This is a genomic window from Nocardioides baekrokdamisoli, assembly GCF_003945325.1.
Classification (GTDB): Bacteria; Actinomycetota; Actinomycetes; order Propionibacteriales; family Nocardioidaceae; genus Nocardioides; species Nocardioides baekrokdamisoli.
The window spans coordinates 2,595,523-2,620,001 of the sequence record NZ_AP019307.1 but is presented as its reverse complement, the minus strand read 5'-3'; the positions used below and the strand labels follow the sequence as shown (position 1 = coordinate 2,620,001).

General features: G+C 66.7%; 23 protein-coding genes and 1 riboswitch. Of the genes, 10 read left to right on the top strand and 13 right to left on the bottom strand.

The genetic code is table 11. The features are described 5' to 3' along the window. Positions 1–4: 4 nt before the first annotated feature. The 3 genes from KCTC_RS12815 to KCTC_RS12805 are packed head-to-tail and all read right to left on the bottom strand — an operon-like array spanning position 5 to position 2,070. A complete protein-coding gene (locus KCTC_RS12815) occupies positions 5–430 on the bottom strand; it encodes a hypothetical protein (RefSeq protein WP_125569621.1) in 426 nt (141 codons plus the stop codon). Next, positions 414–1,625 carry an ArsA family ATPase gene (locus tag KCTC_RS12810; protein ID WP_125569620.1) on the bottom strand — a complete coding sequence of 404 codons (1,212 nt, stop codon included), beginning with the start codon at positions 1,623–1,625 and terminating at the stop codon, positions 414–416. Before KCTC_RS12810 ends, KCTC_RS12815 begins: the two co-directional genes overlap by 17 nt. A 7-nt stretch (positions 1,626–1,632) precedes the next feature. Continuing rightward, positions 1,633–2,070, bottom strand: a complete 438-nt coding sequence (locus tag KCTC_RS12805; protein ID WP_125569619.1) for an SRPBCC family protein — start codon at positions 2,068–2,070, stop codon at positions 1,633–1,635. Positions 2,071–2,183: 113 nt separating this feature from the next. On the opposite strand from KCTC_RS12805, the gene KCTC_RS12800 reads away from it, so the two are divergent. From KCTC_RS12800 to KCTC_RS12785, 4 genes are all read left to right on the top strand, one after another. Next, positions 2,184–3,965 carry an AMP-dependent synthetase/ligase gene (locus KCTC_RS12800; protein ID WP_125569618.1) on the top strand — a complete coding sequence of 594 codons (1,782 nt, stop codon included), beginning with the start codon at positions 2,184–2,186 and terminating at the stop codon, positions 3,963–3,965. Between the two features lie 164 nt (positions 3,966–4,129). Next, positions 4,130–5,365: an AAA family ATPase gene (locus KCTC_RS12795; protein WP_125569617.1), complete on the top strand. Its 1,236-nt coding sequence runs from the start codon at positions 4,130–4,132 to the stop codon at positions 5,363–5,365. Continuing rightward, positions 5,350–6,897 (top strand): sensor histidine kinase, encoded by a 1,548-nt coding sequence (locus tag KCTC_RS12790; RefSeq protein ID WP_125569616.1) that lies wholly within the window; start codon positions 5,350–5,352, stop codon positions 6,895–6,897. The genes KCTC_RS12795 and KCTC_RS12790 overlap by 16 nt, the downstream gene beginning before the upstream one ends. 28 nt (positions 6,898–6,925) lie before the next feature. Continuing rightward, positions 6,926–7,576 (top strand): response regulator, encoded by a 651-nt coding sequence (locus KCTC_RS12785; RefSeq protein ID WP_231998734.1) that lies wholly within the window; start codon positions 6,926–6,928, stop codon positions 7,574–7,576. Here KCTC_RS12785 and KCTC_RS12780 read toward each other — a convergent pair whose 3' ends face one another. Both KCTC_RS12780 and KCTC_RS12775 read right to left on the bottom strand, forming a co-directional pair. Next, the gene (locus tag KCTC_RS12780) at positions 7,577–8,725 is read right to left on the bottom strand and encodes a hypothetical protein (protein WP_125569615.1); all 1,149 of its coding nucleotides are present in this window, start codon (positions 8,723–8,725) and stop codon (positions 7,577–7,579) included. It abuts the gene before it with no gap. A 32-nt stretch (positions 8,726–8,757) separates the two neighbouring features. After that, positions 8,758–9,744 carry a C40 family peptidase gene (locus KCTC_RS12775; protein WP_125569614.1) on the bottom strand — a complete coding sequence of 329 codons (987 nt, stop codon included), beginning with the start codon at positions 9,742–9,744 and terminating at the stop codon, positions 8,758–8,760. Between the two features lie 13 nt (positions 9,745–9,757). Then, positions 9,758–9,955: riboswitch (cyclic di-AMP (ydaO/yuaA leader) on the bottom strand. Positions 9,956–10,384: 429 nt separating this feature from the next. On the opposite strand from KCTC_RS12775, the gene KCTC_RS12765 reads away from it, so the two are divergent. Then, the gene (locus KCTC_RS12765; protein WP_125569612.1) at positions 10,385–12,052 is read left to right on the top strand and encodes a DEDD exonuclease domain-containing protein; all 1,668 of its coding nucleotides are present in this window, start codon (positions 10,385–10,387) and stop codon (positions 12,050–12,052) included. Here the strand turns inward: KCTC_RS12765 and trpD are convergent. Genes trpD through KCTC_RS12745 form a run of 4 tightly spaced genes read right to left on the bottom strand, consistent with a single transcriptional unit; the run spans position 12,041 to position 15,728 of the window. Continuing rightward, positions 12,041–13,069 (bottom strand): anthranilate phosphoribosyltransferase, encoded by a 1,029-nt coding sequence (gene trpD, locus KCTC_RS12760; RefSeq protein ID WP_197715197.1) that lies wholly within the window; start codon positions 13,067–13,069, stop codon positions 12,041–12,043. The two genes, KCTC_RS12765 and trpD, sit on opposite strands and share 12 nt — an antisense overlap. Continuing rightward, positions 13,066–13,449: a response regulator transcription factor gene (locus KCTC_RS12755; protein WP_125569611.1), complete on the bottom strand. Its 384-nt coding sequence runs from the start codon at positions 13,447–13,449 to the stop codon at positions 13,066–13,068. Before KCTC_RS12755 ends, trpD begins: the two co-directional genes overlap by 4 nt. 35 nt (positions 13,450–13,484) lie before the next feature. Then, positions 13,485–14,738, bottom strand: a complete 1,254-nt coding sequence (locus KCTC_RS12750; RefSeq protein WP_125569610.1) for a glycosyltransferase family protein — start codon at positions 14,736–14,738, stop codon at positions 13,485–13,487. Between the two features lie 9 nt (positions 14,739–14,747). After that, entirely contained in the window at positions 14,748–15,728 is a 981-nt protein-coding gene (locus tag KCTC_RS12745; protein ID WP_231998733.1) for a cytochrome c oxidase assembly protein, read from the bottom strand. A gap of 65 nt (positions 15,729–15,793) precedes the next feature. Here KCTC_RS12745 and ctaE point away from each other — a divergent pair, with 65 nt between their 5' ends. Genes ctaE through qcrB form a run of 4 tightly spaced genes read left to right on the top strand, consistent with a single transcriptional unit; the run spans position 15,794 to position 20,245 of the window. Beyond that, positions 15,794–16,441 carry an aa3-type cytochrome oxidase subunit III gene (ctaE, locus tag KCTC_RS12740; RefSeq protein ID WP_125569609.1) on the top strand — a complete coding sequence of 216 codons (648 nt, stop codon included), beginning with the start codon at positions 15,794–15,796 and terminating at the stop codon, positions 16,439–16,441. 23 nt (positions 16,442–16,464) lie between these two features. Continuing rightward, entirely contained in the window at positions 16,465–17,358 is an 894-nt protein-coding gene (gene qcrC, locus KCTC_RS12735) for a cytochrome bc1 complex diheme cytochrome c subunit (protein WP_231998732.1), read from the top strand. Then, positions 17,358–18,566 (top strand): cytochrome bc1 complex Rieske iron-sulfur subunit, encoded by a 1,209-nt coding sequence (gene qcrA / locus KCTC_RS12730; RefSeq protein ID WP_125569608.1) that lies wholly within the window; start codon positions 17,358–17,360, stop codon positions 18,564–18,566. The genes qcrC and qcrA overlap by 1 nt, the downstream gene beginning before the upstream one ends. Continuing rightward, positions 18,563–20,245, top strand: coding sequence for a cytochrome bc1 complex cytochrome b subunit (qcrB, locus tag KCTC_RS12725; protein ID WP_125569607.1), 1,683 nt, complete (start codon positions 18,563–18,565; stop codon positions 20,243–20,245). Before qcrA ends, qcrB begins: the two co-directional genes overlap by 4 nt. Positions 20,246–20,350: 105 nt before the next feature. Here the strand turns inward: qcrB and KCTC_RS12720 are convergent, their stop codons facing one another. Beyond that, on the bottom strand, positions 20,351–20,533 hold the full coding sequence (locus KCTC_RS12720; protein WP_125569606.1) for a hypothetical protein: 183 nt from the start codon (positions 20,531–20,533) through the stop codon (positions 20,351–20,353). Between the two features lie 59 nt (positions 20,534–20,592). Here KCTC_RS12720 and KCTC_RS12715 point away from each other — a divergent pair, with 59 nt between their 5' ends. Further along, complete coding sequence (locus KCTC_RS12715) at positions 20,593–21,177, top strand: hypothetical protein (RefSeq protein WP_125569605.1); 585 nt, start codon at positions 20,593–20,595, stop codon at positions 21,175–21,177. 118 nt (positions 21,178–21,295) lie between these two features. Here the strand turns inward: KCTC_RS12715 and KCTC_RS12710 are convergent, their stop codons facing one another. The 3 genes from KCTC_RS12710 to KCTC_RS12700 are packed head-to-tail and all read right to left on the bottom strand — an operon-like array spanning position 21,296 to position 24,416. Then, positions 21,296–21,712: a cytochrome c oxidase subunit 4 gene (locus KCTC_RS12710; RefSeq protein ID WP_125569604.1), complete on the bottom strand. Its 417-nt coding sequence runs from the start codon at positions 21,710–21,712 to the stop codon at positions 21,296–21,298. After that, complete coding sequence (gene ctaD / locus KCTC_RS12705) at positions 21,712–23,367, bottom strand: aa3-type cytochrome oxidase subunit I (RefSeq protein WP_125569603.1); 1,656 nt, start codon at positions 23,365–23,367, stop codon at positions 21,712–21,714. Before ctaD ends, KCTC_RS12710 begins: the two co-directional genes overlap by 1 nt. Further along, positions 23,367–24,416 (bottom strand): cytochrome c oxidase subunit II, encoded by a 1,050-nt coding sequence (locus KCTC_RS12700; protein WP_231998731.1) that lies wholly within the window; start codon positions 24,414–24,416, stop codon positions 23,367–23,369. The genes ctaD and KCTC_RS12700 overlap by 1 nt, the downstream gene beginning before the upstream one ends. Positions 24,417–24,479 lie beyond the last annotated feature (63 nt).

Here is a 24,479-nt window from a genome sequence, read left to right as displayed (position 1 = left end):
TGACCTAGTCCCACTCGGAGTCGTCGTCGAGGTCGATCTTCTCCACCGTCGGCTCCTGCTGGGCCCCGCCCGGGACGGGTGTCGCCATCGCGTTGAGCACCGTGGTCGCAGCCTGCATCAGCGACAGCGCAGCGGACGCCAGGTGGACGCGTACGTCCGGCGAGGCCTCACGGACCACATGGACGGTCCGACAGACCGGGCAGTAGGCACATTCGGGAGCCCCCGCGGCCAGGTGCTGGTCCATGAACTTCGGCAGGTCGGCGACCGCGTGTGCGGCGCGTCCGGCCAGACCGGCCACGCTCTCGGAGAACGCATTCGCGCTCTCGGTGCTCTGGTCCTTGGCCCACTCGCCGAGGGCGTTGAGCAACTTGGCCGCCTCGTCGGCGGCGGATCCGATCGGGGTCTCGTCCGACTCAGCGCGGTGCTGCATCCGGGGCCTCCTCCCGTTCGACGAATCTCACTCTCAATTCTGACCCGTCGACCTTGGCTCCGGCGATTCTCAGGCGGGCCAGACCGGCAGGGAGCGTCATCAGTCGACGGTACGACCCGACCGTGACGACGAGGTCGTCGCCGTTGCGCGCGAGGTGCACCTGGTCGCGGTCCACGCCCGGCAGGGCGAGATGCACGATGGCTCCGGTCTCGGTGCGCTGGAGCGTGAACGGGCCTTCGCCCTCGGGCAAGGCGAGCGGGTCCGCGTCGCCGTACACCTCTGCTGCGAAGTCCCGCAGCGCCTCGACGCCCACCGGTTCACGTGTGCGATACAGGGAACGCCAGACCTGGAGTCCGGCGAAGGACGCATCGGTCTCGGTCAGGACGTCGGCCTGAGCGGCCACCCACCCGGAACGCCAGTCATCCGCGCCGTCGGCAGGGAACACACGATTCGCCACGACGCCGTCGACCCGGTAGCCGTACAACGACAGCGTCGTATAACTACGGCGCGCCTCAGCGAGCACGATCCGCTCGGGCGTCATCACCAGGCGCACCGACGCGTTCGGCCCCGACAACAGCTGGCGTACGTCGTCGAGCTCGGCGTGCAGGCGTTCGACCGCATCGAACACGGTGTCGCCGGGCATGGGTACGCCGCCCGCCGCCTTGGTCAGGACAGGCCTGAGCGCCTTGACCATCTTCCGCTGGAAGGGCAGGAACCGGGTCATGTACCAACTCAGCGCTTCCGGCAGCGCGAGCAGACGCAGTGTCTCTGCCGTGGGGGCGCAGTCGAGGACCACGACGTCCCAGTCACCCGACCGGGCCTGATGACGGAGCTCCAGCAGCGCGAAGACCTCCTCGGCACCAGGAATGACGGTGAGTTCCTCCGCTGCGACCGGATCGACCCCCACGACGTCGAGCACCGAGAGCAGGTAGCGCTGGATGTCTGCCCACGACTGCTCGAACCTCAACTGGGCGTCGACCTGCTGGAGATAGAGGTTGTCGGCGATCTTCGTCGGCTCGGCGGCACAGTTCCCGTTCGACGTACCGGAAATGCCGTACGCGTCCGCAAGCGAGTGCGCCGCGTCGGTGGACAGGACCAGAGTCCGCAGGCCACGTGAAGCGGCGAGTGCGGCAGTGCCGGCAGCGGTCGTGGACTTGCCGACGCCACCCTTGCCCGTGAAGAGCAGGATCCGCATGAGGGACCTAGTTCTTCTCGACGTACGTCTTGAGCCCGCGCAGCGCCGTCTCGATCAGGACCTTCTCGCCCTTGCGCTTGAGCATGCCGATCACGGGGACCATCAGGTCCAGCTGCAGTCGGTAGGAGACCTCGGTCGTCCCGTCGGCCAGAGCCTTGAGTTCGTACGTGCCGTCGAGCGAGCGCAGCAGGACACTCTCCACCAGCGTCCAGGTGACCGAACGGTTGCCGTCCCAGACGTACGAGAGCGTGTACGTGTCGCTGATCGGCGGGACGTCCAGGACGAAGCGGACCTGCGCCGGCCGGCCCTGCGCATCGCTGCTGAGCACGTCGGCGCTCTTCACGCCCTTGGCCCACGAAGGATAGGCCGCGAAGTCCGCAATCGCGTGCAGCACCCGTTCGGGGGTGGCCGCAATGACGATCGAAGAGGTCGTCAGTTCGGTCATCGCTGTCCTCACAGTCGGGAACGGCCCGAGCGTAGCGGACACCGGTGACAGCAGGGGGGTGGTGGGGACTACCCTGCAGTCTGTCTGAGTCCGCTGATCCGTAGGAGGAATCGGTGCGCGAGTTCGCCACGCCGTCGAACCCCACGTTCGTCCCGAGCGTCAACCTCACCGCGGATGTCATCCGCAACGCCACCGAGGCACCGACCACCGCCGTCTTCAGCCGGCCCGGTGCGGATGGTTGGAGCGATGTCACTGCGTCGGAGTTCCACAGCGAGGTCGCTGCCACCGCCAAGGGCCTGATCGCCGGCGGCATCAAGCCGGGCGACCGGGTCGCGATCTTCTCCAAGACGCGGTACGAGTGGACCCTTCTCGACTACGCGATCTGGTTCGCCGGCGCGGTCACGGTGCCGATCTACGAGACCTCCTCCGCGGAGCAGGTGCAGTGGATCCTCGAGGATTCCTCCGCGGTCGCCCTCGTAGCCGAGACCGCCGGACACGTCGCCAAGGCGGAGGAGGCCAAGGCCGCCAGCGGCTCGAGCGCCCAGGTCTGGTGCATCGACACAGGAGCGATCGACGCTCTCGTCGTGTCCGGATCGAGCGTGTCCGACGCCGACCTGGAGACGGCACGTACGTCCGCCACCGGCTCCGACCCGGCCACACTGATCTACACCTCCGGCACGACCGGTCGCCCGAAGGGCTGCATCCTCACCCACGCGAACTTCGATTCGGAGATCGACTCGGTCACCGTCGAACTCGGCAACCTCTTCGAGGAGGGTCGGTCGACGCTGCTCTTCTTGCCGCTGGCTCACGTGTTCGCGCGGGCCATCCAGGTCGGCTGCTTCCGCGCCCGGGTCAAGTTGGGTCACTCGGCCGACATCAAGAACCTCATGGGCGATCTGGCTGTGTTCCGGCCGACCTTCATCCTCGCTGTGCCGCGCGTGTTCGAGAAGGTCTACAACACCGTCTCGCAGCGCGCCGCAGCCGACGGCAAGGGCAAGATCTTCAACACCGCGACGGACACCGCGATCGCGTACTCACGCAGCCTCGACACCGGCCGCACCGGGGTCGCACTGAAGGTGAAGCACGCGCTCTTCTCCCGACTCGTCTACGGCAAGATCCTCACCGCGCTCGGCGGCGAGTGCACGTACGCCGTCTCCGGCGGTGCTCCGCTGGGTGAGCGTCTGGGCCACTTCTACCGCGGCATCGGCCTCACCATCCTCGAGGGCTACGGCCTCACCGAGACAGCGGCCGCGGTGACCGTCAACTCCCCGCAGGCACAGAAGGTCGGCACCGTCGGCCGCCCGATCGCCGGAGCAACCGCCCGCGTCGCCGACGACGGCGAACTGCTGTTCAAGGGCGGCATGATCTTCGCCGGCTACTGGCGCAACGAGACCGCGACCGCGGAAACCATCGTCGACGGCTGGTTCCACACCGGCGACATCGGCGAGATCGACGACGAGGGCTTCGTCCGGATCACCGGCCGCAAGAAGGAACTGCTCGTCACGGCCGGCGGCAAGAACGTGGCGCCGGCTGTGCTCGAGGACCGCCTGCGCGCGAATGCGCTCGTCGACCAGTGCATGGTCGTCGGCGACGGCCAGCCGTTCATCGCCGCGCTGGTGACCATCGACCCGGAGGCGCTGCCGACGTGGGCTGCCGCTCACGGCAAGACCGGTGGCATCGCCGAACTCGCGGACGACCCCGACCTGCTCGCGGAGGTCCAGAAGGCCGTGGACGACGCCAACAAGGCGGTCTCGCACGCAGAATCGATCCGCAAGTTCACCGTCCTCACCGACGCGTGGACCGAGGAGGGTGGCCAGCTCACCCCCAGCCTCAAGCTCAAGCGGGCCGTGGTGATGCGCGAGTTCAAGGACGACGTCGACGCGCTGTATGCATAGGGAGCGAGGCCAGGAGCCGCGTTTGCGCGCGCTCCTGCGCCGAGCGAGCAAGCAACACGCGCAGCGTGTGTGCGTGATCGGACCCGATCCTCGACAGAGGCCGACTACGATCTCGGACAGGTCTACGTGACCGTGATCACGGTCCTTGATCAGATGGAAGACTGATGCCCGTCATTTTCGACATTGACCACGCCTCTGCCGAGGCGCTGGCTACCGGTGCGCTCGCCGACGCTCGCGTCGTCGCGTCTGCGCCTCAATTGCTGCAGGCTCTCGCGGAGCGCCCCGACGAGTACGCGGTCGTCATCGGCCCGTACGTGCCGGCCGACGACGCGTACACCATCTGCAACTACCTGCGGATCTCCTCGCCGAACTCGTCGGTGATCCTGGTCCGGGACGACGTGACCACCGACGTCCTGGCCGCGGCGATGCAGGCTGGCGCCCGCGACGTGGTGCTCAGTTCCACTCCCGTGGGTGTTGAGCACGCGGTCGAGCGTGCGGCGCAGTTCGCTGACGCCGCGCGGAATCCGTCCGACCCGACTGCAACGGCAGACGTGCCTGCCGCCGAGGAGCCGCCGGCACCTGCGCCGCGCGAGCCCGGCAAGGTCGTGACGGTCTGGTCGCCGAAGGGCGGGGTCGGCAAGACCACGGCCGCGGTGAACCTGGCGCTCACGCTGAGCGAGCGCGGAAAGCAGGTCTGTCTCGTCGATCTGGACCTCGCGTTCGGTGATGTCGCGATCACGATGCAGCTGTTCCCGACGTACTCGATCGAGCACGCCATCGGCCGGGACGGGACGCTGAACGTCGACGAACTCCACACGCTGCTGACCCTGCATTCCGACACGATGGCCATCCTGGCCGCGCCGACCCATCCGGAGGTGCGCGAGCGCATCACCGCCTCGCTCATCACCAAGGTCCTCGACACCCTCAGGGAGACCTTCGACTACATCGTGGTCGACACGGCACCGACGCTGGACGACCAGGGCGTGTCGGCAATGGACGCCTCCGAGGACATCGTCGTGGTCGCCACGCTCGACGTGCCGACATTGAAGAACGTGAAGATCGGTCTGGAGGCGCTCGACGAACTCGAGGTGACCGCCAACCGCCACCTGCTGCTCAACCGTGCCGACGACGAGGTCGGCATCAACGCCGACCGGATCGAGGGCATCCTCGGCATCAAGCCAATCGCCCGGATCTCGACGTCGATCGACATCGCTGTCGCCACCAACGCCGGCGCGCCGATCGTCCTCAAGAACCCGGCGCACCCCGCGACCCGGGCGATCCGTGAACTGGCCTCGCACATCACCGGTGAGCCGTTCGACCCGATCGCGCTGGCATCCTCCTCCCCCGTGCCGGAGGCCGCGGTGGCGCAGCAGCCTCGACGCCTGTGGAAGCGTCGCTGAGCCTCACCGGCGTAGGGCCTCTCAGCCTCACCCAACGCCGGGTGGCTGCCGGGGCGAGGATCCTCTGCCTGATCGCGCTCGCAGTGCCGCTGATCCTGGCGACGACGTCCCGCCAGCAGATCGCCGCGTACGTCGCCCTGATCCTGCTGTGGGGACTCACGACCCCGATCGAGGCGCTCGCAGGCCCGGCGATGCGCGCAGCGCTGTCCTACGACAGTTTCGCGGTGGGCATCATCGCTGCGATCTGCATCGGTCACGCCGACAACGCGCTCATCATGCTCGTGGTGCCCCCGCTGGTTCGCGGTCTGTACCACCGCATCCCCGGGGCCGCCGTCGCGCTCGCACTTGAACTCATCGGATGCGGGCTGACGTTGATCCTGATCCGACAACACCTGGATCGGCCCGATGTCGTCCACCTGGTCTCCTGGGGCGTCGCCAGCGTCGGCGCAGGACTCATCGGCTCCATGCTCTCCCGGCCGCTGTCGGTCCAGGCCGACCCGATGGCGCCGTACCGTGCCGTCAGCGCGCTTTTGGACGAGGTCACCACCATCTCGACCAACTACGGCGCCGGGCTCGACGTCGCCACCGCCGGGGCCACGGTCGTCGCGTCCGTGACGTCCTCGCTCAACGCCGTCGAAGTGGCGGTGTACGCACCTGCCGGCGGCGCGATGCGCCTCGTCGCAGGTGCACCGGGAGGCCAGACCGACTGGCTGGACCTGGCACGCTCGGCCACGGACGGAGCCGTGGCACGCGGGTCGCTGGTGGCCTTTCCCCTCGTCAAGGCACGTCCTGCCGCCGGGGTCGTCGTCGCTCGCGTCGTAGCCGATGCGCCGGACAAGGTGATCACCCGGCGCCTGCTCGAGGAGCTTGCTCCGTACGCGATGCAGCTGGAGGCCGCTGTGGCCTTCAGCAACCTCGCGACCGTCGCGACGTCGGCCGAACGCGAACGCCTCTCCCGCGAGATGCACGATGGCCTCGCCCAGGACATCGCCGGACTCGGTTACCTGGTCGACGCGGTGGCAGCCGGGACCACGGACCCGAAGCAGCAGGCGCGAGTCGCGATGTTGCGCAGCCGTGTGACCGAGATCGTCTCCGAGGTGCGCAGTACCCTCACGTCCCTGCGTACCTCGATCATCGAGGGCGACAGCCTCGGCACGGCTCTCGGTGCCGTCTCGCGGCGGCTGGCGGACACCACCGATGCCGCGATCAACGTCCTGCTCGACGAGGGCAGCGAGCGTCTTCTCCCTGCCGTCGAGAACGAAATCTTCCGGATCGGCCAGGAGGCGTTGGGCAACGCCGTGAAGCACGCCCACGCGACCGTCATCGAAGTCGAGTGTATCGTGCACGCCCCGGATGCCATGGTGTCGGTGACCGACAACGGTCGCGGACTGGGCAGCGGCCGGGACGGTTCGTACGGTCTGACGATCATGCACGAGCGCGCCAAACTCATCGGCGCCACGCTCACCGTCGAGGAACAACCGGGCGGCGGCGTATGTGTTCGTGTGCAGGTCGGCCGCGCCTACCTCCCGTAGAGGCGCTGGAGGGTCCATACTGACCCCCGTGGACCAGGTGCGACTGCTGTTGATCGACGACCACGAGCTCATCAGGAATGGGCTCGGTGGCGTTCTGGATCTGGAAGACGATCTCACCGTCGTGGGCAGTGCCGCGACGGTGACTGAGGGCATCGCCGCTTTCGAGCGCACGAACCCCGACGTGGTGGTGACCGATCTGCAACTGCCCGACGGGACCGGCCTGGATGTCATCCGCGCCGTCCGTGCGCAGGTGCCTGACGTCGGCGTCGTCGTCCTCACGATGCACTCCGGTGACGATCAGATCTTCGGCGCGCTTCAGGCCGGCGCATCGGCGCTCGTGGGCAAGGACGCGCCCGCCTCGGACGTGGTCCAGGCCGTACGCCACGCCATGACCTCTCCGCACTCGTTCGTCTCCGCGGGACTTGGCGCGGCCATGGCGCGTCGGATGGACGGTGGCACGGAGCGCCTCACCGACCGCGAACTCGACGTGCTGCGCCTGCTGGCCGACGGTCTCGGAGCCGCAGACATCGGTCGCCGGCTCTACATGGCTGAATCCACCGCCAAGACCCACATCGCCAGGATCTACCAGAAGCTCGGCGCCGCGAATCGCGCACAGGCGATCGTTCAGGCCGTACGCGCCGGTCTGATCTCGAGCATGAATCGGCCCGAAGAGCGCTGATCAGCGAGCGAGTTTGACGAGGTACGTCCGCCACTGGCTGGTCAGGGCCGCCTCGGTCAGTCCGCCGTACGTCGCTCGTAGAGCTGCGTCGACCTTGGTGCCGGCGCCCACTGCGTCATAGAAGCGGGTCGCAGCCGCGGGGCCGCCCATCTCGCCGAGGTAGCGCCAGACCAGCCATGCGAACTGATATTCCTCGCCAAAGTCCTCGGCCATCGAATTGAAGTCAGCGTCAGTCGGCAACGTCTTCGGTGGACCCGACTTCCGTACCGTTGCAAGAGCGCGGTCGGCCGACACGCTGAGCGGCAGGTCCTGGGCCCGGAGCGCCACGTAGTCTGCGAAACCCTCGCGGACCCACGCGGGCAGGTGCGGATTCGTCGCGGCGTTGGTGGCCGCATGGGTGGCCTCGTGGGTCAGCACGATCTGGGCGTCGCGACCGGTCCCGATGACGTCAGGGTTGATGAAGATGTGAACGGGCCCCCGGGGCCGGCCGTCGACCGGGCCAGTGAAGGCGGCGACGCCACGGTACGCGCCGGCGGCGGACCCGGACATCTGTTCGAGTGTTGATTCATCTGCCGGGACCTCGAGGACCAACTGGGCGTCGGGCCACGCGATCGTCTCCCGGACCTGCTGGACGGCAGTCAGCCCCATCCGCAGGTATGGCGCCGGATCCCGACCCTCTGAGATCACCGTGACGCCACCGGATCGGGTGACGGTGACCGGTGCCAGCAACCACAGCGGCACGGGCTGGCCGGCTCCGCCGAAACTGCTGATGCGGGCGGCGCCACCGGACTGGGTGAAGCCGACTCCGATCTGCTCCTCTGCCGGCTTCTCGCCACGGACACGCCAACTGATGATGACATCGCCGGTCCACGATCCGTCGGGCGCGGCCGCGGTCGCCGCGTCGATGTAACGCATCGACACACCGCCGATGCCGATCGCCTTGGCGTTGAGGACCGCGGTCTTCTCCGCAGGCGTCAGCACATCGGAGAAGCGCCCGCCCAGAGCGTCAGTGAACGTTGTCAGGGCGGCGGCCGCCAGACCCGGGCTCGGAGCCGCCGAGTTGATCGTCGGTGGCGGCGCCACATGGGTGCCACATGCGGCACAGAAGACCAGGAGCACCAGACAAGACAACGGTCGCCGGCGCATCACGCCGGCGACCGTATCAGTCGTTGAGAGCCCGATCAGGGGCGAACCGCGAAGTCCGGGCGGAACCACGGCGTGTAGACCGGCTCGATCCGGACGCCGGCGCTCGGGTTCTCGGCGTTGACCATCTGGCCGTTGCCGATGTACATGCCGACGTGTGAACCGCCGTTGTACTCGATCAGGTCACCGGGCTGCATCGCGTTGAGGGGCACCCGCGGGAAGGCGGCAACCTGCGTCGGGACGTAGTGCGACATGCCGACACCAGCGGCGCCCCACGCAGCCATGGTGAGACCCGAGCAGTCGAAGGCGTTCGGGCCGGCGGCACCCCAGACGTAGGCCTTGCCGACCTGGGCGAGGGCGTACGCCACGGCGATGGCGGCGCGGCCGTTCGGCGCCGGGAGGTTCGCCACGTCGGCACGCGAGAAGTCGCGCGAGACGAGGAAGCCACGCTGTGAGGGCTGCAGGCTCGAGAGCAGAAGCTGCGCCTTGCTGATCTTGTCCTTGATCGCGGCCTTGTCTGCGTTCAGCTGCTGCTGAACTGACTGGATCTTCGCGACCTGGGCATTGGTGGCACCCTCGCGCATCGAGAGCGCGGTCACCTGGTTGGTGTAGTTCTGAACCAGGTTGGCCTGGAGGTTCTGGTAGGACGACATCGAGGACGCCTCACGGAGGAACTCCGCCGGGTCGTTCGAGGTCACGACGGAACTGACCGTCGCCGAGCCGGCACCTTCGTACTGTTGCAGCACGGCATCGCCGAGCTGAGTGCGTACGGCCTCGAGCTGAGCGTTCTGTGCCGCCTGGTCGGCCTTGAGGTTGACCAGGGCGCTGTTGAGGCTGGTGAGCTGCGAGGAGGCCTCGTTGTACTGCTCGGTGACGACCTCGGCCTGGTGATACAGGTCGCGGATCTGGGTCTGGACGTCGGCTGCGGACGGTGCCGCGTGGGCCGGACCCTGGAGGAAGCCTGCGGTGACGGTGGTCCCCGCCAGGACAGTGCCCACCAGGGCACGCTTGATGTTGAGGCGCATTGTGTGCGCTCCCCTAACTTCGTCGTGACGCCTACCAGGTGAGCTGACGGATTCGGGCAACGACGTGCCCTACCTGCGCTCCTCGCGCCAGCGAACTGGCACGCCTCACGCACGATTCACCCCAGATGGCGGCCGCATGACTTCACGCAGCACACCGGTTGGTTCCCCGGCTCCAGGCCCCCGAACGGCCCGGACTCAGCGCGGCGTCCGCGCGAGCCGGATGCTCACGTACTCGGACGCCAAGTTCGACAAGGATAGGTGAGGCACCCGGGTCGTGGCCAACCTGCGACGCGCGTGTCCGCCACGGCGTGACGAGCCTCACGCCACACGCGTCAACTCACGTTTTCAACAGTCACTTCAGCCACACGAGTGACGAGGCGAAGCGGCGGGAGCAGTCCCCCATCGGCGAGGACCTTGAGTGCCCGCTCCTCGTCCATCCCGAGCACGAGCTCTGGTGGTGGGCCGAGCAAGGCGGTGACGACGCAGTCATGGCAAGCCAGACCGCGGACGGTGCATGAATCGCAATCGATGTGTGTCATGTCGATGACGCTGTCACCGACCACCGACATTTTCCGGCGACACCGTTCTCCAGCGGGGTGACACCCGGAAATTGTCGGTGCCGGATGACACCGTGTGTGACATGTGGGAGGTGCAACGCGGATTCGACGAGCTGGGGCGCCCGTTGCGCGACATCACGTTCTGCGTGGTGGACCTCGAGACGACCGGAGCCTCCGTCAAGGCGGGAGACCGGATCACGGAGATCGGCGCCGTGAAGGTCAGGGGCGGCGAGGTCCTCGCCGAATTCCAGACGTTCGTGGATCCGGGCACCCCGGTGCCACCGGAGATCACCGCGCTCACGGGGATCACGGACCGACTTCTGTACGGCGCACCGCGGATCGAGTCAGCACTCCCGACCTTCCTGGAATTCGCGCACGGCACCGTGCTGGTCGCACACAACGCACCATTCGACACCGGGTTCCTCAAGCACGCGTGCGCGGACGCCGGGTGGGCGTGGCCGAAGTTCGAGGTGGTGGACACGGCGGTCCTGGCTCGTCGCGTACTCAGCCGGGACGAAGCCCCCAACTGCCGACTGGGCACCCTCGCGCGACTGTTCCAGACAGAGACGACGCCCAATCACCGCGCGCTCGAGGACGCTCGCGCGACTGTTGAGGTCCTCCACGGCCTGTTCAGCCGCATCGGCGGGCTCGGCGTGCAGACCCTGGAAGAGCTGCAGGCGTACTCGGCGAAGGTGACCGACGCCCAGCGCCGCAAACGCGGGCTGGCCGACCGCCTGCCGGACAAGCCCGGCGTCTACCTGTTCCGCGATGACCGCGACCGGGTCCTGTACGTCGGCATGAGCCGCAACCTCAGGCGCCGCGTACGGACCTACTTCACCTCATCGGAGAAGCGGTCGAAGATGGGCCAGATGGTCAATCTGGCCCATCACGTGCAAGGGATCGAGTGCGCGACCGACACCGAGGCAGCAATCCGCGAACTGCGCCTGATCGCCGAGCATGCACCACGGTTCAACCGGCGCTCCCGTCGCCAGCGCAGGCTTCACTACGTCGTGCTCACCCAGGAGCCGTGGCCCCGACTCTCGATCGTGCGTCGGCTACCGCGAGGCGAGCCCGGGATCGGACCGTTCGGCCGCAAGGAGTTGGCGCTGGCAGCGCTGGAAGCCATCCAGGAGACCTTCCCCGTCCGGACCTGCACCGACCGATTCGGGCGAGTTCCGACGAGGTCGCGTTGCCTGGCCGCCGACCTCGGCACGTGTCTGGCCCCATGTGAGGGGTCCGTCACGCCGGAGACGTACGCCGCGCTGATCAGGCGCGTGTCCGAGGCGATGACCGTTGGAGCGGTCGATGTGGTCGATGCGCTGAGTCGGAGGATGACGATCGAGTCCGACCTTGAACGCTTCGAGGTCGCCGCGACCCATCGCGACCGACTCAGCGCCTTCAGCACCGCAGCGATGCGCAGCAGCCGCCTGACCTCGATCCGGACGTGCCCCGAACTCATCGCCGCGAGACGCTGCGACGACGGCCGGTGGCAGGTGCATGTGATCAGGTACGGGCGACTCGCGGCAGCGGGGGTGATTCCCGTCGATGCGTCGGCGCCGGCCTACGTCGAGGCGTTGCGAGCGCTCGCCGAATCCACGGACGAAAGGGACGAGAGGACCACGGTTGAGGAGAGCGAGACGTTGCTGCGCTGGCTCGAGTCCCCCGGCGTACGCCTGGTCGATGTCGTCGGCGCGTGGGCCTGTCCGGTCATCGTCGATCCCGGCGGGCCTCTGGTTGAGCTAGCGGGCTGACGCCTCGACCCAACGTTGGAGCACTGACTGCGCCGCGCCGCTGTCCAGCGACTCGCGAGCCTTGGCAAGACCAGCGTCCAGGCGTTCCTCGATCGATCCGGGGGCGGCCGCGTACACGGCCAGTGCCGCACCGGCGTTCAGGACGACCGCGTCGCGCACCGGGCCGATCTCCCCCGCCAACAACCGATGGACGACCTCCGCGTTCTCGGCGGGTTCGCCGCCCCGCAGATCCGCTGCGGTGGCACGAGGGATTCCGTACGCCAGAGGATCGAGGGTGAACGAGTCCACCGACCCGCCGCTGACCGCCCACACCCGGGACGTCGTCGTGGTCGTGAGCTCGTCCAGACCGTCATTGCCATGGCAGACCCAGGCGTCGACGCCACGGTCAGCCAGGACGCCGGCCATCACGGGGGCCATGCTCGGATCGGCGGTGCCGATCGCGTTCGCCTGCGGCCGTGCCGGGTTGGCGAGCGGACCCAGGAAGTTGAAGGTGGTGCCCACCCCCAGTTCGCTGCGCGTGGGACCCGCGTGCCGCAGACCGGGATGGAACATCGCCGCGAACAGGAAGGTGATGCCGACCTCATCGGCAATCTCGGCGACTCTCGCCACCGGCAGGTCCAGGCGGATCCCGAGTTGGGAGAGGACGTCCGAGGAGCCCGACTTCGACGAGGCGGACCGGTTGCCGTGTTTGACGACCTTGGCACCGGCACCAGCAGCCACGATCGCCGACATCGTCGAGATGTTCACCGACATCGAGCGGTCACCACCGGTGCCGACGATGTCGAGGACCCGTCCCGGGATCGAGATCGGTGTGGCGTACTCGAACATCGCATCCACCAGCCCCGTGACCTCGGGCACGGTTTCACCCTTGGTACGCAGGGCGACCGCGAAACCGGCGATCTGGGCGGACGTGGCCTGACCGGAGACGATCTCTCCCATGGCCCAGGCGGCCTGCTCCTGGCTCAGATCCTGACGAGCGACCAGCGCACCGAGGATCTCGGGCCAGCGCGTCGTCACGCGGGCACCTGGAGCAGGGCCGTCACGGTCCCGACCAGGTCCAGGGGGTCAATCGGCAAGGAGGCCACGGCTTCCGCGCGCGACCACGTGGCCAGCCACGCGTCTGCGGACCGTTCGATGAGCAGGACGATCGGCGGGCAGTCCGTGATCTCGTCCTTCATCTGCTTCGCGATGCCGATGCCGCCCGCGGGGACTGCGCTGCCGTCCAGGATGGCGAGGTCGATCTTCCCGGAGTCGAGGTTCTGCACGACGACGGGCTCAGTCGCGACTTCCACGTACTCGAACTCCGGCAGCGCCGGGTCCGGGCGGCGTCCGAGCGCCACGATGACCTGCTGACGTACGTTCACGTCGTCGCTGTAAACCAAGACCCGAATGGACACGTGGGAACTCTATCCGCGTCGCCGGCCCGGTCGGGTCACGGATATCCGTGGAAGATGCCCCAGAACTTGTCGGTGGACACCACGAAGCACGACTGGACCCACGCGTACTGCAGGAACACGCCGACCACCACGGTGAGCACGATGGCGATCTGGGCACGTCGTTCGCGCAGCGACCAGTCGGCGCACGCAGGGACCGGCCACCACGGGATCGCCACCAGCATCAGGTACCGGACCACACTCGGAGTGACCCGCGTGGCCGCCAGTACGTAGAACGCGTAGATCGGCGTCCAGAGCCGCAGTTCGGCCCCGAACCCGGCGGCCGCCGGGCGGCGTACGAGCCAGACGAAGTAGCCGAGCACGATCAGGGCGATCAGGCCGGTGAGCTTGAAGGACACGAGGCCGTAGAGCCAGCTGTCCCAGCCCATCGAGATCTGGTCCCACTTCCAGCCGGCCCAGGCGTCCTGGGTGAGCTGGTACGCGTTCGAGTGGCCGAGCACCAACCCGCAGATACCGATCCACAGAAAGAAGCTCAGCCCGATCAGTCCGCAGACGAATCCGACCCAGATCTGCTGCCTCCTGGTGAACGTCGGATCAGTACGCCGACGGTGGAACCAGTGGATCGCGATCACGATGGCCAGCGCGCCCACGACCGGACGAGCGAGCGAGAGCGCGATCCCCGCCACGAGCAGCCATCCGTAGCGCTGACGCCGTAGGAGCCACAGGCAGGTCATGATCATCAGCAGCGCCGGCCCCTCGCTGTACGCCGCCTGGAAGACGAGCGCAGCGGGGCTGACCGACAGCGAGACCACGGTGATCGTGGCGAGGAACAGCCCGCCCGACTCGCGGACCATCTTGAACAGCATCACCATCGCCAGGGCGGCGCACGTGGTGCTCACGATCGTGGCGGCCAGAGCGAAGTTGCCGGCGGCCAGGAACATGACCAGACGGGTCAGACCCGGGAACAGCGGGAAGAACGCCCACGAGTTCATCTGGACATGACCGAACTGGTCGAGTTGCAGATATCCGGGATACCCGTGGTGGGAGATCGACTGGTACCACTGACCGTCCCAGTTCGTCAGCATCCCGAGGTAGCCGGGGTCAGCCGGCATGTTGTTCTCGACGTACTCGATCTTCTCGCCGTGGATGATCGCGCCCTGCGCGTGACTGAACGCCAGCACGAGGACGGCGTCGATGAGGCGGCTGACGGCGAAGACCGCCAACGGCAGCCACCAGTTGACCCACTCGGGGGTACGCGCACGAACGATCAAGCGCTCAAGTCGCTCGTTCATGCACTCTCCTCACTCAGTTGTCGCGCCGCGAAATCTATCCGAATCCTCGCCGGCAGCCCTCGCCCGCGCCTCCTGCAGATCCAGACGCCGGTCGACCTGCGCCGCCTCGCGTATGGATGCTCGCACCCATTGGCTGAACAGCACGATGAAGAAGATCAGTCCGATGGCATCGCCGGATCCCCAGAGGATGCCACCTGCCAGATGCTGATCGGCCGACGGATCCGGCAGCCAGGCCATCGAGTCGTGCAACTCCGGATACCAGTCGCCGCCCAGAAGCGTCGTCTGATTCATCAGCGTCACACCGAGGAATGCGTGGAACGGAAGCGTCAGGACCGTCATCAGCACCCGCAGTGGGTACGTCAGCCGTCCGGGGATCGGATCCAGACCGAGCAGCGGCCAGAAGAACAGCGACCCGACCACGACGAGGTGCACATGCATCATCTCGTGCACGAGCGGGTGTTCCAGGGATGCCCGGTACCAACCGGAGTAATAGAGCGCCCACGGCGAGAGCACGTACAGCGCGAACACCAGCGGTGCGAACGTCAGCACCTTGGCCAGACGCGAGTGGATCAACGCCATCAACCACCCGCGCGGCCGCCTGGGCAGCGTACGCAGTGCCAAGGTGACCGGAGCGCCGAGAGCCAGGAACACCGGGACCAGCATCGACAGGATCATGTGCTGGACCATGTGGACCGACAGCAGTGTGTCGTCGTAGACGCCGATCTCGCTCGAGGTGGCGATGAAGAACGCGATCACCCCCACCAACCAGCAGATGGTCCGGTTGACCGGCCAGCGGTCGCCGCGTCGCATCAGTCGCCAGACACCGAACAGGTAGAGCCCGGTGGCGAGGGTCGTGCCGACGAGCACGGGCGTCGACAACTCCCAGCGCGAGAACAGGTCAACCAGCGACCACGGAGCGAGCGCGTCATCCCCCACTTCTGCGCCTCCATGAGCGGGGAGGAGCAGCGGAACAACGGAGTGGATGAGCACGGCGCCAGCGTACGGCTCACAAAAGCCGGGGGGTCGGGATGCCGTCGAAGGTGAGAACCGACATAATGGCGCCCGTGGCGACTGTTTCGACTCTTCCTGCTTCGCGCCTGCATGGCCGGCACGACCGGCCCAGCATGGTGGCCGTAGGCACCATCATCTGGCTGTCAAGCGACCTGATGTTCTTCGCGGCTCTCTTCGCGGCGTACTACACGATCCGCGATGTGAGTTCGACCCTGTGGGCGAACGACACCTCGCACCTGAACCTGCTGTTCGCGGCGATCAACACCACGGTGCTGGTGCTGTCGTCGTTCACATGTCAGTGGGGCGTGTTCAAGGCCGAGCAGGGCAAGGTGGCGCGGACCGGCAAGATCTGGCAGGTCAACACCTGGGGTCTGCGTGAGTGGTTCATCCTCACCTACCTCATGGGCGCCTACTTCGTGGCTGGCCAGGCGACCGAGTACGCCTCACTCATCCACGAGCACATCACCATCCCGAACGACGCCTACGGCACGGTCTTCTACCTGACCACCGGCTTCCACGGCATGCACGTCACCCTCGGTCTCGTCGCGTTCCTGTTGATGCTGGGCCGCACGTACATCACGAAGAAGTTCACGCATGAGCAGGCGGTCAGCGCCATCGCCGTGTCGTACTACTGGCACTTCGTCGACGTCGTGTGGATCGGTCTGTTCGCGACCATCTACCTGATCAAGTGACCGCTGAGAGCAAGGAACGTAACGTGAGCCGCTTGAACAAGCACAGTCCCCTCCACAGCGTGATCGGCCGGATCTCCCAGTTCCGCCGACGTCGCTTCACCGGAGCCCTGCTGCTCCTGGTCTCCCTGCTGTTCACGGGTGCCGCGTACGCCGCCATCGCCCCGTCCGCCAACGCGGACAACGGCACCAGCGCCGCCGACCAGATCGCCCAGGGCAAGGCCCTGTTCCTCGTCAGCTGCTCGTTCTGCCACGGCCAGAACGGTGAGGGTGTCACCACCACCGACGGCAAGAACATCGGTCCGTCGCTGGTCGGGACCGGCGCCGCTGCCGCTGACTTCCAGGTACGCACCGGGCGCATGCCGCTCCAGCAGTCCGGCCCGCAGGGCGCGTACCACAAGCGCGTCGTCTTCAGCGACACCGAGATCAAGGCGCTCGCTGCGTACGTCGCCTCGTTCGGTGCCGGCCCCGCCATCCCGAGCGACGCTGCGGTCAACGCGGAGAACAGCTGGTCGACCGACCAGAAGGACGCGATGATCCAGCTCGGTGGCAAGGTCTTCCTGACCAACTGCACCGCGTGCCACAACTTCACGGGCGCCGGCGGCGCCATGCCGAACGGCGCCATCGCGCCGAACATCCTGAACGACGACACCCGGACGATCATGGAAGCGCTCCTCACCGGTCCGGGCCCGATGCCGAACTTCAGCGATGGCAACCTCAGCCTCAAGGAGAAGCAGGCTGTCGCTGCTTTCGTCCACGCCCAGCGTGACCAGACGAACTACGGCGGCTCTGACCTGCTCAGCGCCGGCCCGGTGGCCGAGGGCCTGATGGCCTGGACCATCGGCATCGGCTCCATGGTCGGCTTCGCGATCTGGATCGCAGCCCACACCACGCGTACGAACAAGAAGAAGGACGCCTGATGAGCGACGCGCACAGCGCCCACGACGGGCACGAGATCAACGCGCACACGGACGCGCTGCTGTCCGATCCGGGCATGCACGACCACCACTGGCGGCCGACCGACGTCGACCCCGCCGCGGAGCGCCGTGCCGAGCGCCAGGTCGCCACGCTGTTCGTCCTCTCGGGCGTTTGCTCGGTCCTGTTCGTCGTTGCCTACTTCGGGCTGAGCACCGGCTACCAGCCGAGCGAGATCGCCGGTATGGGCGCCTCGAACGTCTGCCTCGGCCTGGCCTTCGGCTTCGCCCTGCTGTTCATCGGTATCGGCATCATCCAGTGGGCTCGCAAGCTCATGGCGGACGAGGAACTTGCCGAGGACCGCCACCCGGCCGCCTCCTCGCTCGAGGACCGCTCCGCGACGATCGCCGCGTTCAAGCAGGGTGTGGACGAGTCGGGCATCACCCGCCGCCCGCTCATCCGCAACACCCTCCTCGGCGCTGTCGGCTTCCTCCTGGTCCCGGTCGTCGTCGAGCTTCGCGACCTGTCCGGCACCAACCCGAACAAGCTGATCAACGGCTTCGCCGCCGGCAACCCGCTCGGCCAGGGCCTCACCAACACCATCTGGCGCCGTGGCACCCGCATCGTGCGCGACGTCGTCGGTACGCCGATCCGCCCGGGCGATCTGGAGATCGGCGACCTCGTCAACGCGGAGCCGGAACTGCTCTTCAACCGCGAGGCCGGCCAGCAGGTCACCGAGGAATTCGTCCTCGAGGGCGCAGACCTGCAGAACGCCAAGGAGAAGGCCGCGACGGTCCTCCTCAAGATGAACCCGTCGGACATCGTCAACGACGTGACCCGCCAGTGGTCGTACGAGGGCATCGTGGCGTACTCGAAGATCTGCACCCACGTCGGCTGCCCGATCTCGCTGCTCGAGCGCACCACCCACCACCTGCTCTGCCCGTGCCACCAGTCGACCTTCGACCTGGCCGACGGCGGCAAGGTCGTGTTCGGTCCCGCCGGTCACCACCTCCCCCAGCTCCCGCTGGGCGTGGACGCCGACGGCTACCTGGTTGCTCTCGACGACTATCAGGAGCCGGTCGGACCCAGCTACTGGGAGCGGGACACCCAGTCGGTGGAGAAGATCAGCAACAACTGGAAGTACAACGGCAAGGACAACGTGCTCAACGGCGTACGCAACGTCGAGCTCGGTGGAAAGGTTGACTTCGCATGAGCACCGACATCTCGCAGGTCGCGACCAGCAACGGCACCGCTGCCGCCACGGTCGCCCCGACCACCAGGACCGGCAAGATCGCTGACTGGGCCGACGAGCGCCTCGGCCTCGCCGCGATGGGCAAGAAGAACCTCCGCAAGATCTTCCCGGACCACTGGTCCTTCATGCTCGGCGAAGTGGCGCTGTGGAGCTTCGTCGTCCTGCTCATCACCGGCGTCCTGCTGACACTGTGGTTCACGCCCTCGATGGGCGAGGTCGACTACAAGGGCACCTACGTACCGCTGAAGGGCGTTCCGGTCTCGGAGGCATTCAACTCGGCGCTGCACATCTCGTTCGAGGTCCGCGGCGGCCTGCTGCTGCGCCAGATGCACCACTGGGCGGCCATGCTCTTCATCGCCGCGATGATGATCCACCTGCTCCGCGTGTTCTTCACCGGCGCGCACCGCAAGCCGCGTGAGATCAACTGGGTCATCGGCTCGACCCTGCTGCTGCTCGGCACGCTCGAGGGCTTCACCGGTTACTCCCTGCCGGACGACCTCCTGTCCGGAACCGGTCTTCGTGCCGCGGAAGGCTTCATGCAGGCCATCCCGGTCGTGGGCACGTACATGTCGTTCTTCCTCTTCGGCGGCGAGTTCCCGGGCGACCAGATCATCCCCCGCATGTACTCGATCCACATCCTGCTCATCCCGGGTCTGCTGCTCGGTCTGATCGCCGCGCACATGCTGCTCGTCGTGTACCACAAGCACACCCAGTGGGCCGGCCCCGGGCGGACCGAGAAGAACGTCGTCGGCTACCCGATGCTTCCGGTCTACGCGGCCAAGGCTGGTGGATTCTTCTTCATCGTCTTCGGCGTCACCGCGATCATGGGCGCTCTGCTCTCGATCAACCCGGTCTGGAAGTTCGGTCCGTACGACCCGACCAAGGTCACCGCCGGCTCGCAGCCCGACTGGTACATGGGTTGGCCCGACGGCGCGCTCCGCATCATGCCTGGCTGGGAGACCCACCTGTGGGGTCACACGCTGTCCTGGAACATCCTCGTCCCGGTCATCATCCTGCCGACGGGCATGTGGATGTTCCTGACGATCCTGCCGTTCCTCGAGGCCTGGATCACCGGCGACAAGCGTGAGCACCACATCCTGCAGCGCCCGCGCAACGCTCCGACGCGTACGGCCTTCATGGTCGCGCTGATGACGATGTACGCGATGTTCTGGATGGCTGGCGGCAACGACCTGCTCGCGATCAAGTTCCACTCCTCGATCAACACCATCACCCACGTCCTGCGTGTCCTGGTGTTCGTCGCTCCGGTGATCGCGTTCTTCATCACCAAGCGTTGGTGCATCGCGCTCCAGCGTCACGACAACGGTGTCCTCCTGCACGGCTACGAGACCGGCGTCATCATGCGCTCGGCCGACGGCAAGTACGCGGAGAAGCACCTCCCGATCGACGAGGGCCACGCGTACGGCATCACCGTCCGCGACCGCGGTCCGGCGGGCGAGGACGACGGTCCGACCGAGAAGGGCAAGAAGACCCTGCGCGACCGGATCCGTACCGAGTACTACGGCGACGACGTCGAGAAGCCGACGATCGAGGAGTACGAGGCAGCTCAGGAGCACGCCGCTCACGAGTTGCACGAGCTCGAAGCCGGTGTCGGTCACGACGCGCTGGACGGTCACCACTGATCGGTCTGGTCGTAGACAGCCGAAGGGCCCCTCCCCCACCCGGGGAGGGGCCCTTCGCCTTGCCGAGACCCGACGTCTGTCATGTCGAGACCCGACGTTCGCCAACTACCGCTTCGGACGTTTCAGCACCGTGATCGCCAACGCCACGCCCAGCCCGGACAGGAGTGCCCCGCCGTTGGCCGCACCGGAGCTCTTGTGGCCTGTGCCTATCCACCCCATACCGGCAAAAGCGACGTACGCCCCGGCAACGATCATGACAACGGCAATCAGCGGCCCCACAATGCGCATGGGCGGAGATTAGCGCGCCCACCGGAACCAACCGGCGTCGACGGCGCATCCTATGAAGCATGAGTACGCACCTGCGCCTGGTCTCGACGGCCGCCGCACTGGTCCTCGTCCAGGCATGTGGCTCCACGCCGCCGTCCGTATCCCCCAGCCACCCGCCATCGGGCGCTCACGGCGTCATCTCCAGCCCGCCAGTGCACATTTCGGCATTGCATATCGAGATACGTCTCGAGCTCCAACGGACGACTGTCACAGCCGGGTCGGCACTCCATGGCGTATTGGTCGTCAACAATGTCGGGCCCAAGCCTCTGAAGACCTCCTGCGGCTTCAAGTTCGCTGTGGGTCTGACCAACGGACAGACAACGTTTGAGCCTGCCTTCACGCTGGAATGCGCGATCAATCAGTCGATTCCCGCGGGAGTGACGCGCTACCCCGTCACCGTCATCACCACGTACGGCAGGTGCTCCCAGAGTGGGCAGCCGGACGGCACGATGCCGGGTTGCCTCCCGGGGCCGATGGGAGCTGGCAGCAGGTTCAGCGTCCCACCGCCTCTCCCTACCGGGATCTACAAGACTGCCGTGGTGATCAACGGCCTCCCGGAGCAGGCCGTACGTCTGCCTGCCCCGGTCAGCGTCACGCTGACGTGATCCTGGCTCCTGGGCGCGCTCAAGCGCCTCCAGGAGTTCGACGAGCCCCACAGACCAGAAAGGGCCCCTGCGCCGCCTCAGCGGTCTGCAGGGGCCCTTTGCAGGACTCGTCAGCGGATCAGTGCTTGAACTCTCCGCGGTAGTACTCGTAGATCCAACCGCACAGCAGGATGAACCCGACGCCAGCAGCGCCGATCATCAGCCAGTAGGTCTTCATCGCCGCAGCGAAGGTGAAGACCGACAGGCCCAGTGCGCACCACAGCGGCCACCACGAGAACGGCGGGAAGAAGCCGAGCTCGCCGGCGCCTTCCGCGATGTCCGCGTCGTTGCGGTCCTCCGGGCGAGCGTCCATCCGGTTGGCGTGGAAGCCGAGGTAGAGCGTGATCATCAGCACCAGCAGGGTGCACATGACGAGCGCCGAGGTGCCGGTCCAGTCACCGCGATTGTCAGAACCCGAAGTGACGAACCAGTACGCGGGCGTCACGAGCACCAGGAACGCGGTGCACGCGGCGAACATCCAGGCTTCAGCCTTCATCAGTGACCCTCCTCCAGTTCGAGAGCTGCGATCTCCGGGTGGTGGAGATCGAACGCCGGCGACTCCGACCGGATCCGCGGGATCGAGTTGAAGTTGTGGCGCGGCGGCGGGCACGAGGTGGCCCACTCCAGCGACCGGCCCCAGCCCCACGGGTCGTCGACCTCAACCTTGGGCGCGTTGCGCGACACCCAGAGGTTGTAGAAGAACGGCAGCATCGAGAAGCTGAGCAGGAACGCGCCCACCGTCGAGAGCTGGTTCAGGAAGGTGAAGCCGTCCGTCGGCAGGTAGTCAGCGATACGACGCTGCATGCCCTCGATACCGAGCCAGTGCTGCACCAGGAAGGTCGTGTGGAAGCCGATGAACAGCAGCCAGAAGTGCAGCTTGCCGAGGCGCTCGTTGAGCATCCGACCGGTCCACTTCGGCCACCAGAAGTAGAAGCCCGCGAACATCGCGAACACGACGGTGCCGAAGACGACGTAGTGGAAGTGAGCCACGACGAAGTAGGAGTCGGAGACGTGGAAGTCGAGCGGCGGCGACGCCAGGATGATGCCCGTCAGACCACCGAAGAGGAAGGTCGTGAGGAAGCCCAGCGACCAGAGCATCGGGGTGTCGAACGAGATCGAGCCGCCCCACATCGTGCCGATCCAGTTGAAGAACTTCACACCGGTCGGGACCGCGATCAGGAACGTCATGCCGGAGAAGAACGGCAGGTCCACCGCACCGGTCACGAACATGTGGTGAGCCCACACGGCGACCGAGAGGATCGCGATGCCGAGCGTCGCGCCGACGAGGCCGACGTAACCGAAGATCGGCTTGCGGCTGAAGACCGGCAGGATCTCCGACACGATGCCGAAGAACGGCAGCGCGATGATGTAGACCTCAGGGTGGCCGAAGAACCAGAACAGGTGCTGCCACAGGATCGGGCCACCGTGCGCAGGGTCGAACACGTGCGCGCCGAGCTGTCGATCAGCCTCGAGCATGAGCAGAGCGCCGGCGAGGATCGGGAACGCGATCAGCACGAGCAGCGACGTGATCAGCGTGTTCCACACGAAGATCGGCATCCGGAACATCGTCATGCCCGGCGCACGCATGCACAGGATCGTGACGATGAAGTTGACCGCACCGAGGATGGTGCCGACACCGGCCATCCACAGACCCATGATCCAGAGGTCGCCGCCGACGCCCGGCGAGTGGTCGGAGTTCGACAGCGGCGTGTACGCGAACCAGCCGAAGTCGGCCGCCCCCTGCGGGGTGAAGAAGCCCGAGGCCGCGATGATGCCGCCGAAGAGGTACAGCCAGTACGAGAACATGTTCAGACGCGGGAAGGCGACGTCCGGGGCACCGATCTGGATCGGCATGACGGCGTTGCCGAAACCGAAGAACAGCGGCGTCGCGAACAGCAGCAACATGATCGTGCCGTGCATCGTGAACAACTGGTTGAAGCGCTCGTCGCTGAGCCACTCCTGACCCGGGAATGCGAGCTTGGAGCGCATCAGCAGCGCCATCAGGCCGCCGACGAGGAACCACGCGACCGAGGTCACGAAGTACATGTTGGCGATGACCTTGTGGTCGGTCGTCGTCAGCAGCGTGTACAGCTTGGTGCCGAGCGGCTTCCGCACCGGCGCCGCGTCAATGTGAGGGATCGTCGCAGTCATTACTTGGCCTCCACACCGGTGCTGGCAATGATGGCGTCCATACCGCCGATGTTCGGACCCTGACCCAGGGGCATGAGGTTGCGCTTCGCGAGCGCAGCGACGTACGCGGCGTAGTCCGCCGGGCTCACGATTGCCACGCGGAAGAGCATCCGGCTGTGGTACTCACCGCAGAGCTCGTAGCAGGCACCGTCACGCAGGTAGTAGTGCGACGTGTCGCTCTGGGTGCCGTTGTAACCGGTCGCCGTGCTCGGGGCCAGGAAGTTGTTGTCGGACGAGTTTGCGTCGAAAACGGCCGTGATCTTGTCCGGAGTGACCCAGTAGTGGTTCACGCGGCCCGGGACGACGTCCATCTTCTCGAGGAAGTCGGCCACGCCGAAGTCGTGGATGACGTCCGGGGAGTGCAGATTGAACCGCGTGGTCTGGCCGACCGGAAGCACCAGCACCGGGATGTTCGAGCCGTCACCCGCGAGGTACGCGTACTGCTTGTAGTCGAACGGGTACGCGGCCAGCGGGACACTCGGGTCCTTCTGGTGAGCCTCGTAGGACCGGAAGTAGTCCGCGATCGACTGGTTCAGGTCGGCCGCGTTCTTGTCACCGTCGGCGTTCGAGTTGGCCCCGATGCCGTAGTTGAACGTCCACGACCACTGCTGGCCGGTGACCTCGACGACGTTGACCGCCGTCGGGTCTGCAGGCTTCTGCAGCACCGCGTCCTGCGCCTTGACGGTCCACGCGAAGAACACGATGACCATGAAGACCGGCGCGATCGTGTAGAAGATCTCGAGCGGCAGGTTGTAGCGCGTCTGGACGGGGATTTCGTCGTCGCTGCGCCGGCGGTAACGCCACATTGCCCAGAAGATCAGGGCCCAGGTGATGGCGCCGGTGATGAGCGCAGCGATCCACGCACCCTGCCACAGATGCAGGATCGAGGTGCCGCGCGACGACAGGGGTGAAGGCATGCCGAAGCGCGATGCCTGGTTGTCACAACCAGACAGCGCAACAGCGCCTAGACCCACCAGCGTCGCCGACGCAAAGGGCTTGTGCAGACCCACGTACGAGCCTCTCTCTCACGAGTGGTCACGGATACGCCGCAGACTATCGGAATGCATCGGCGT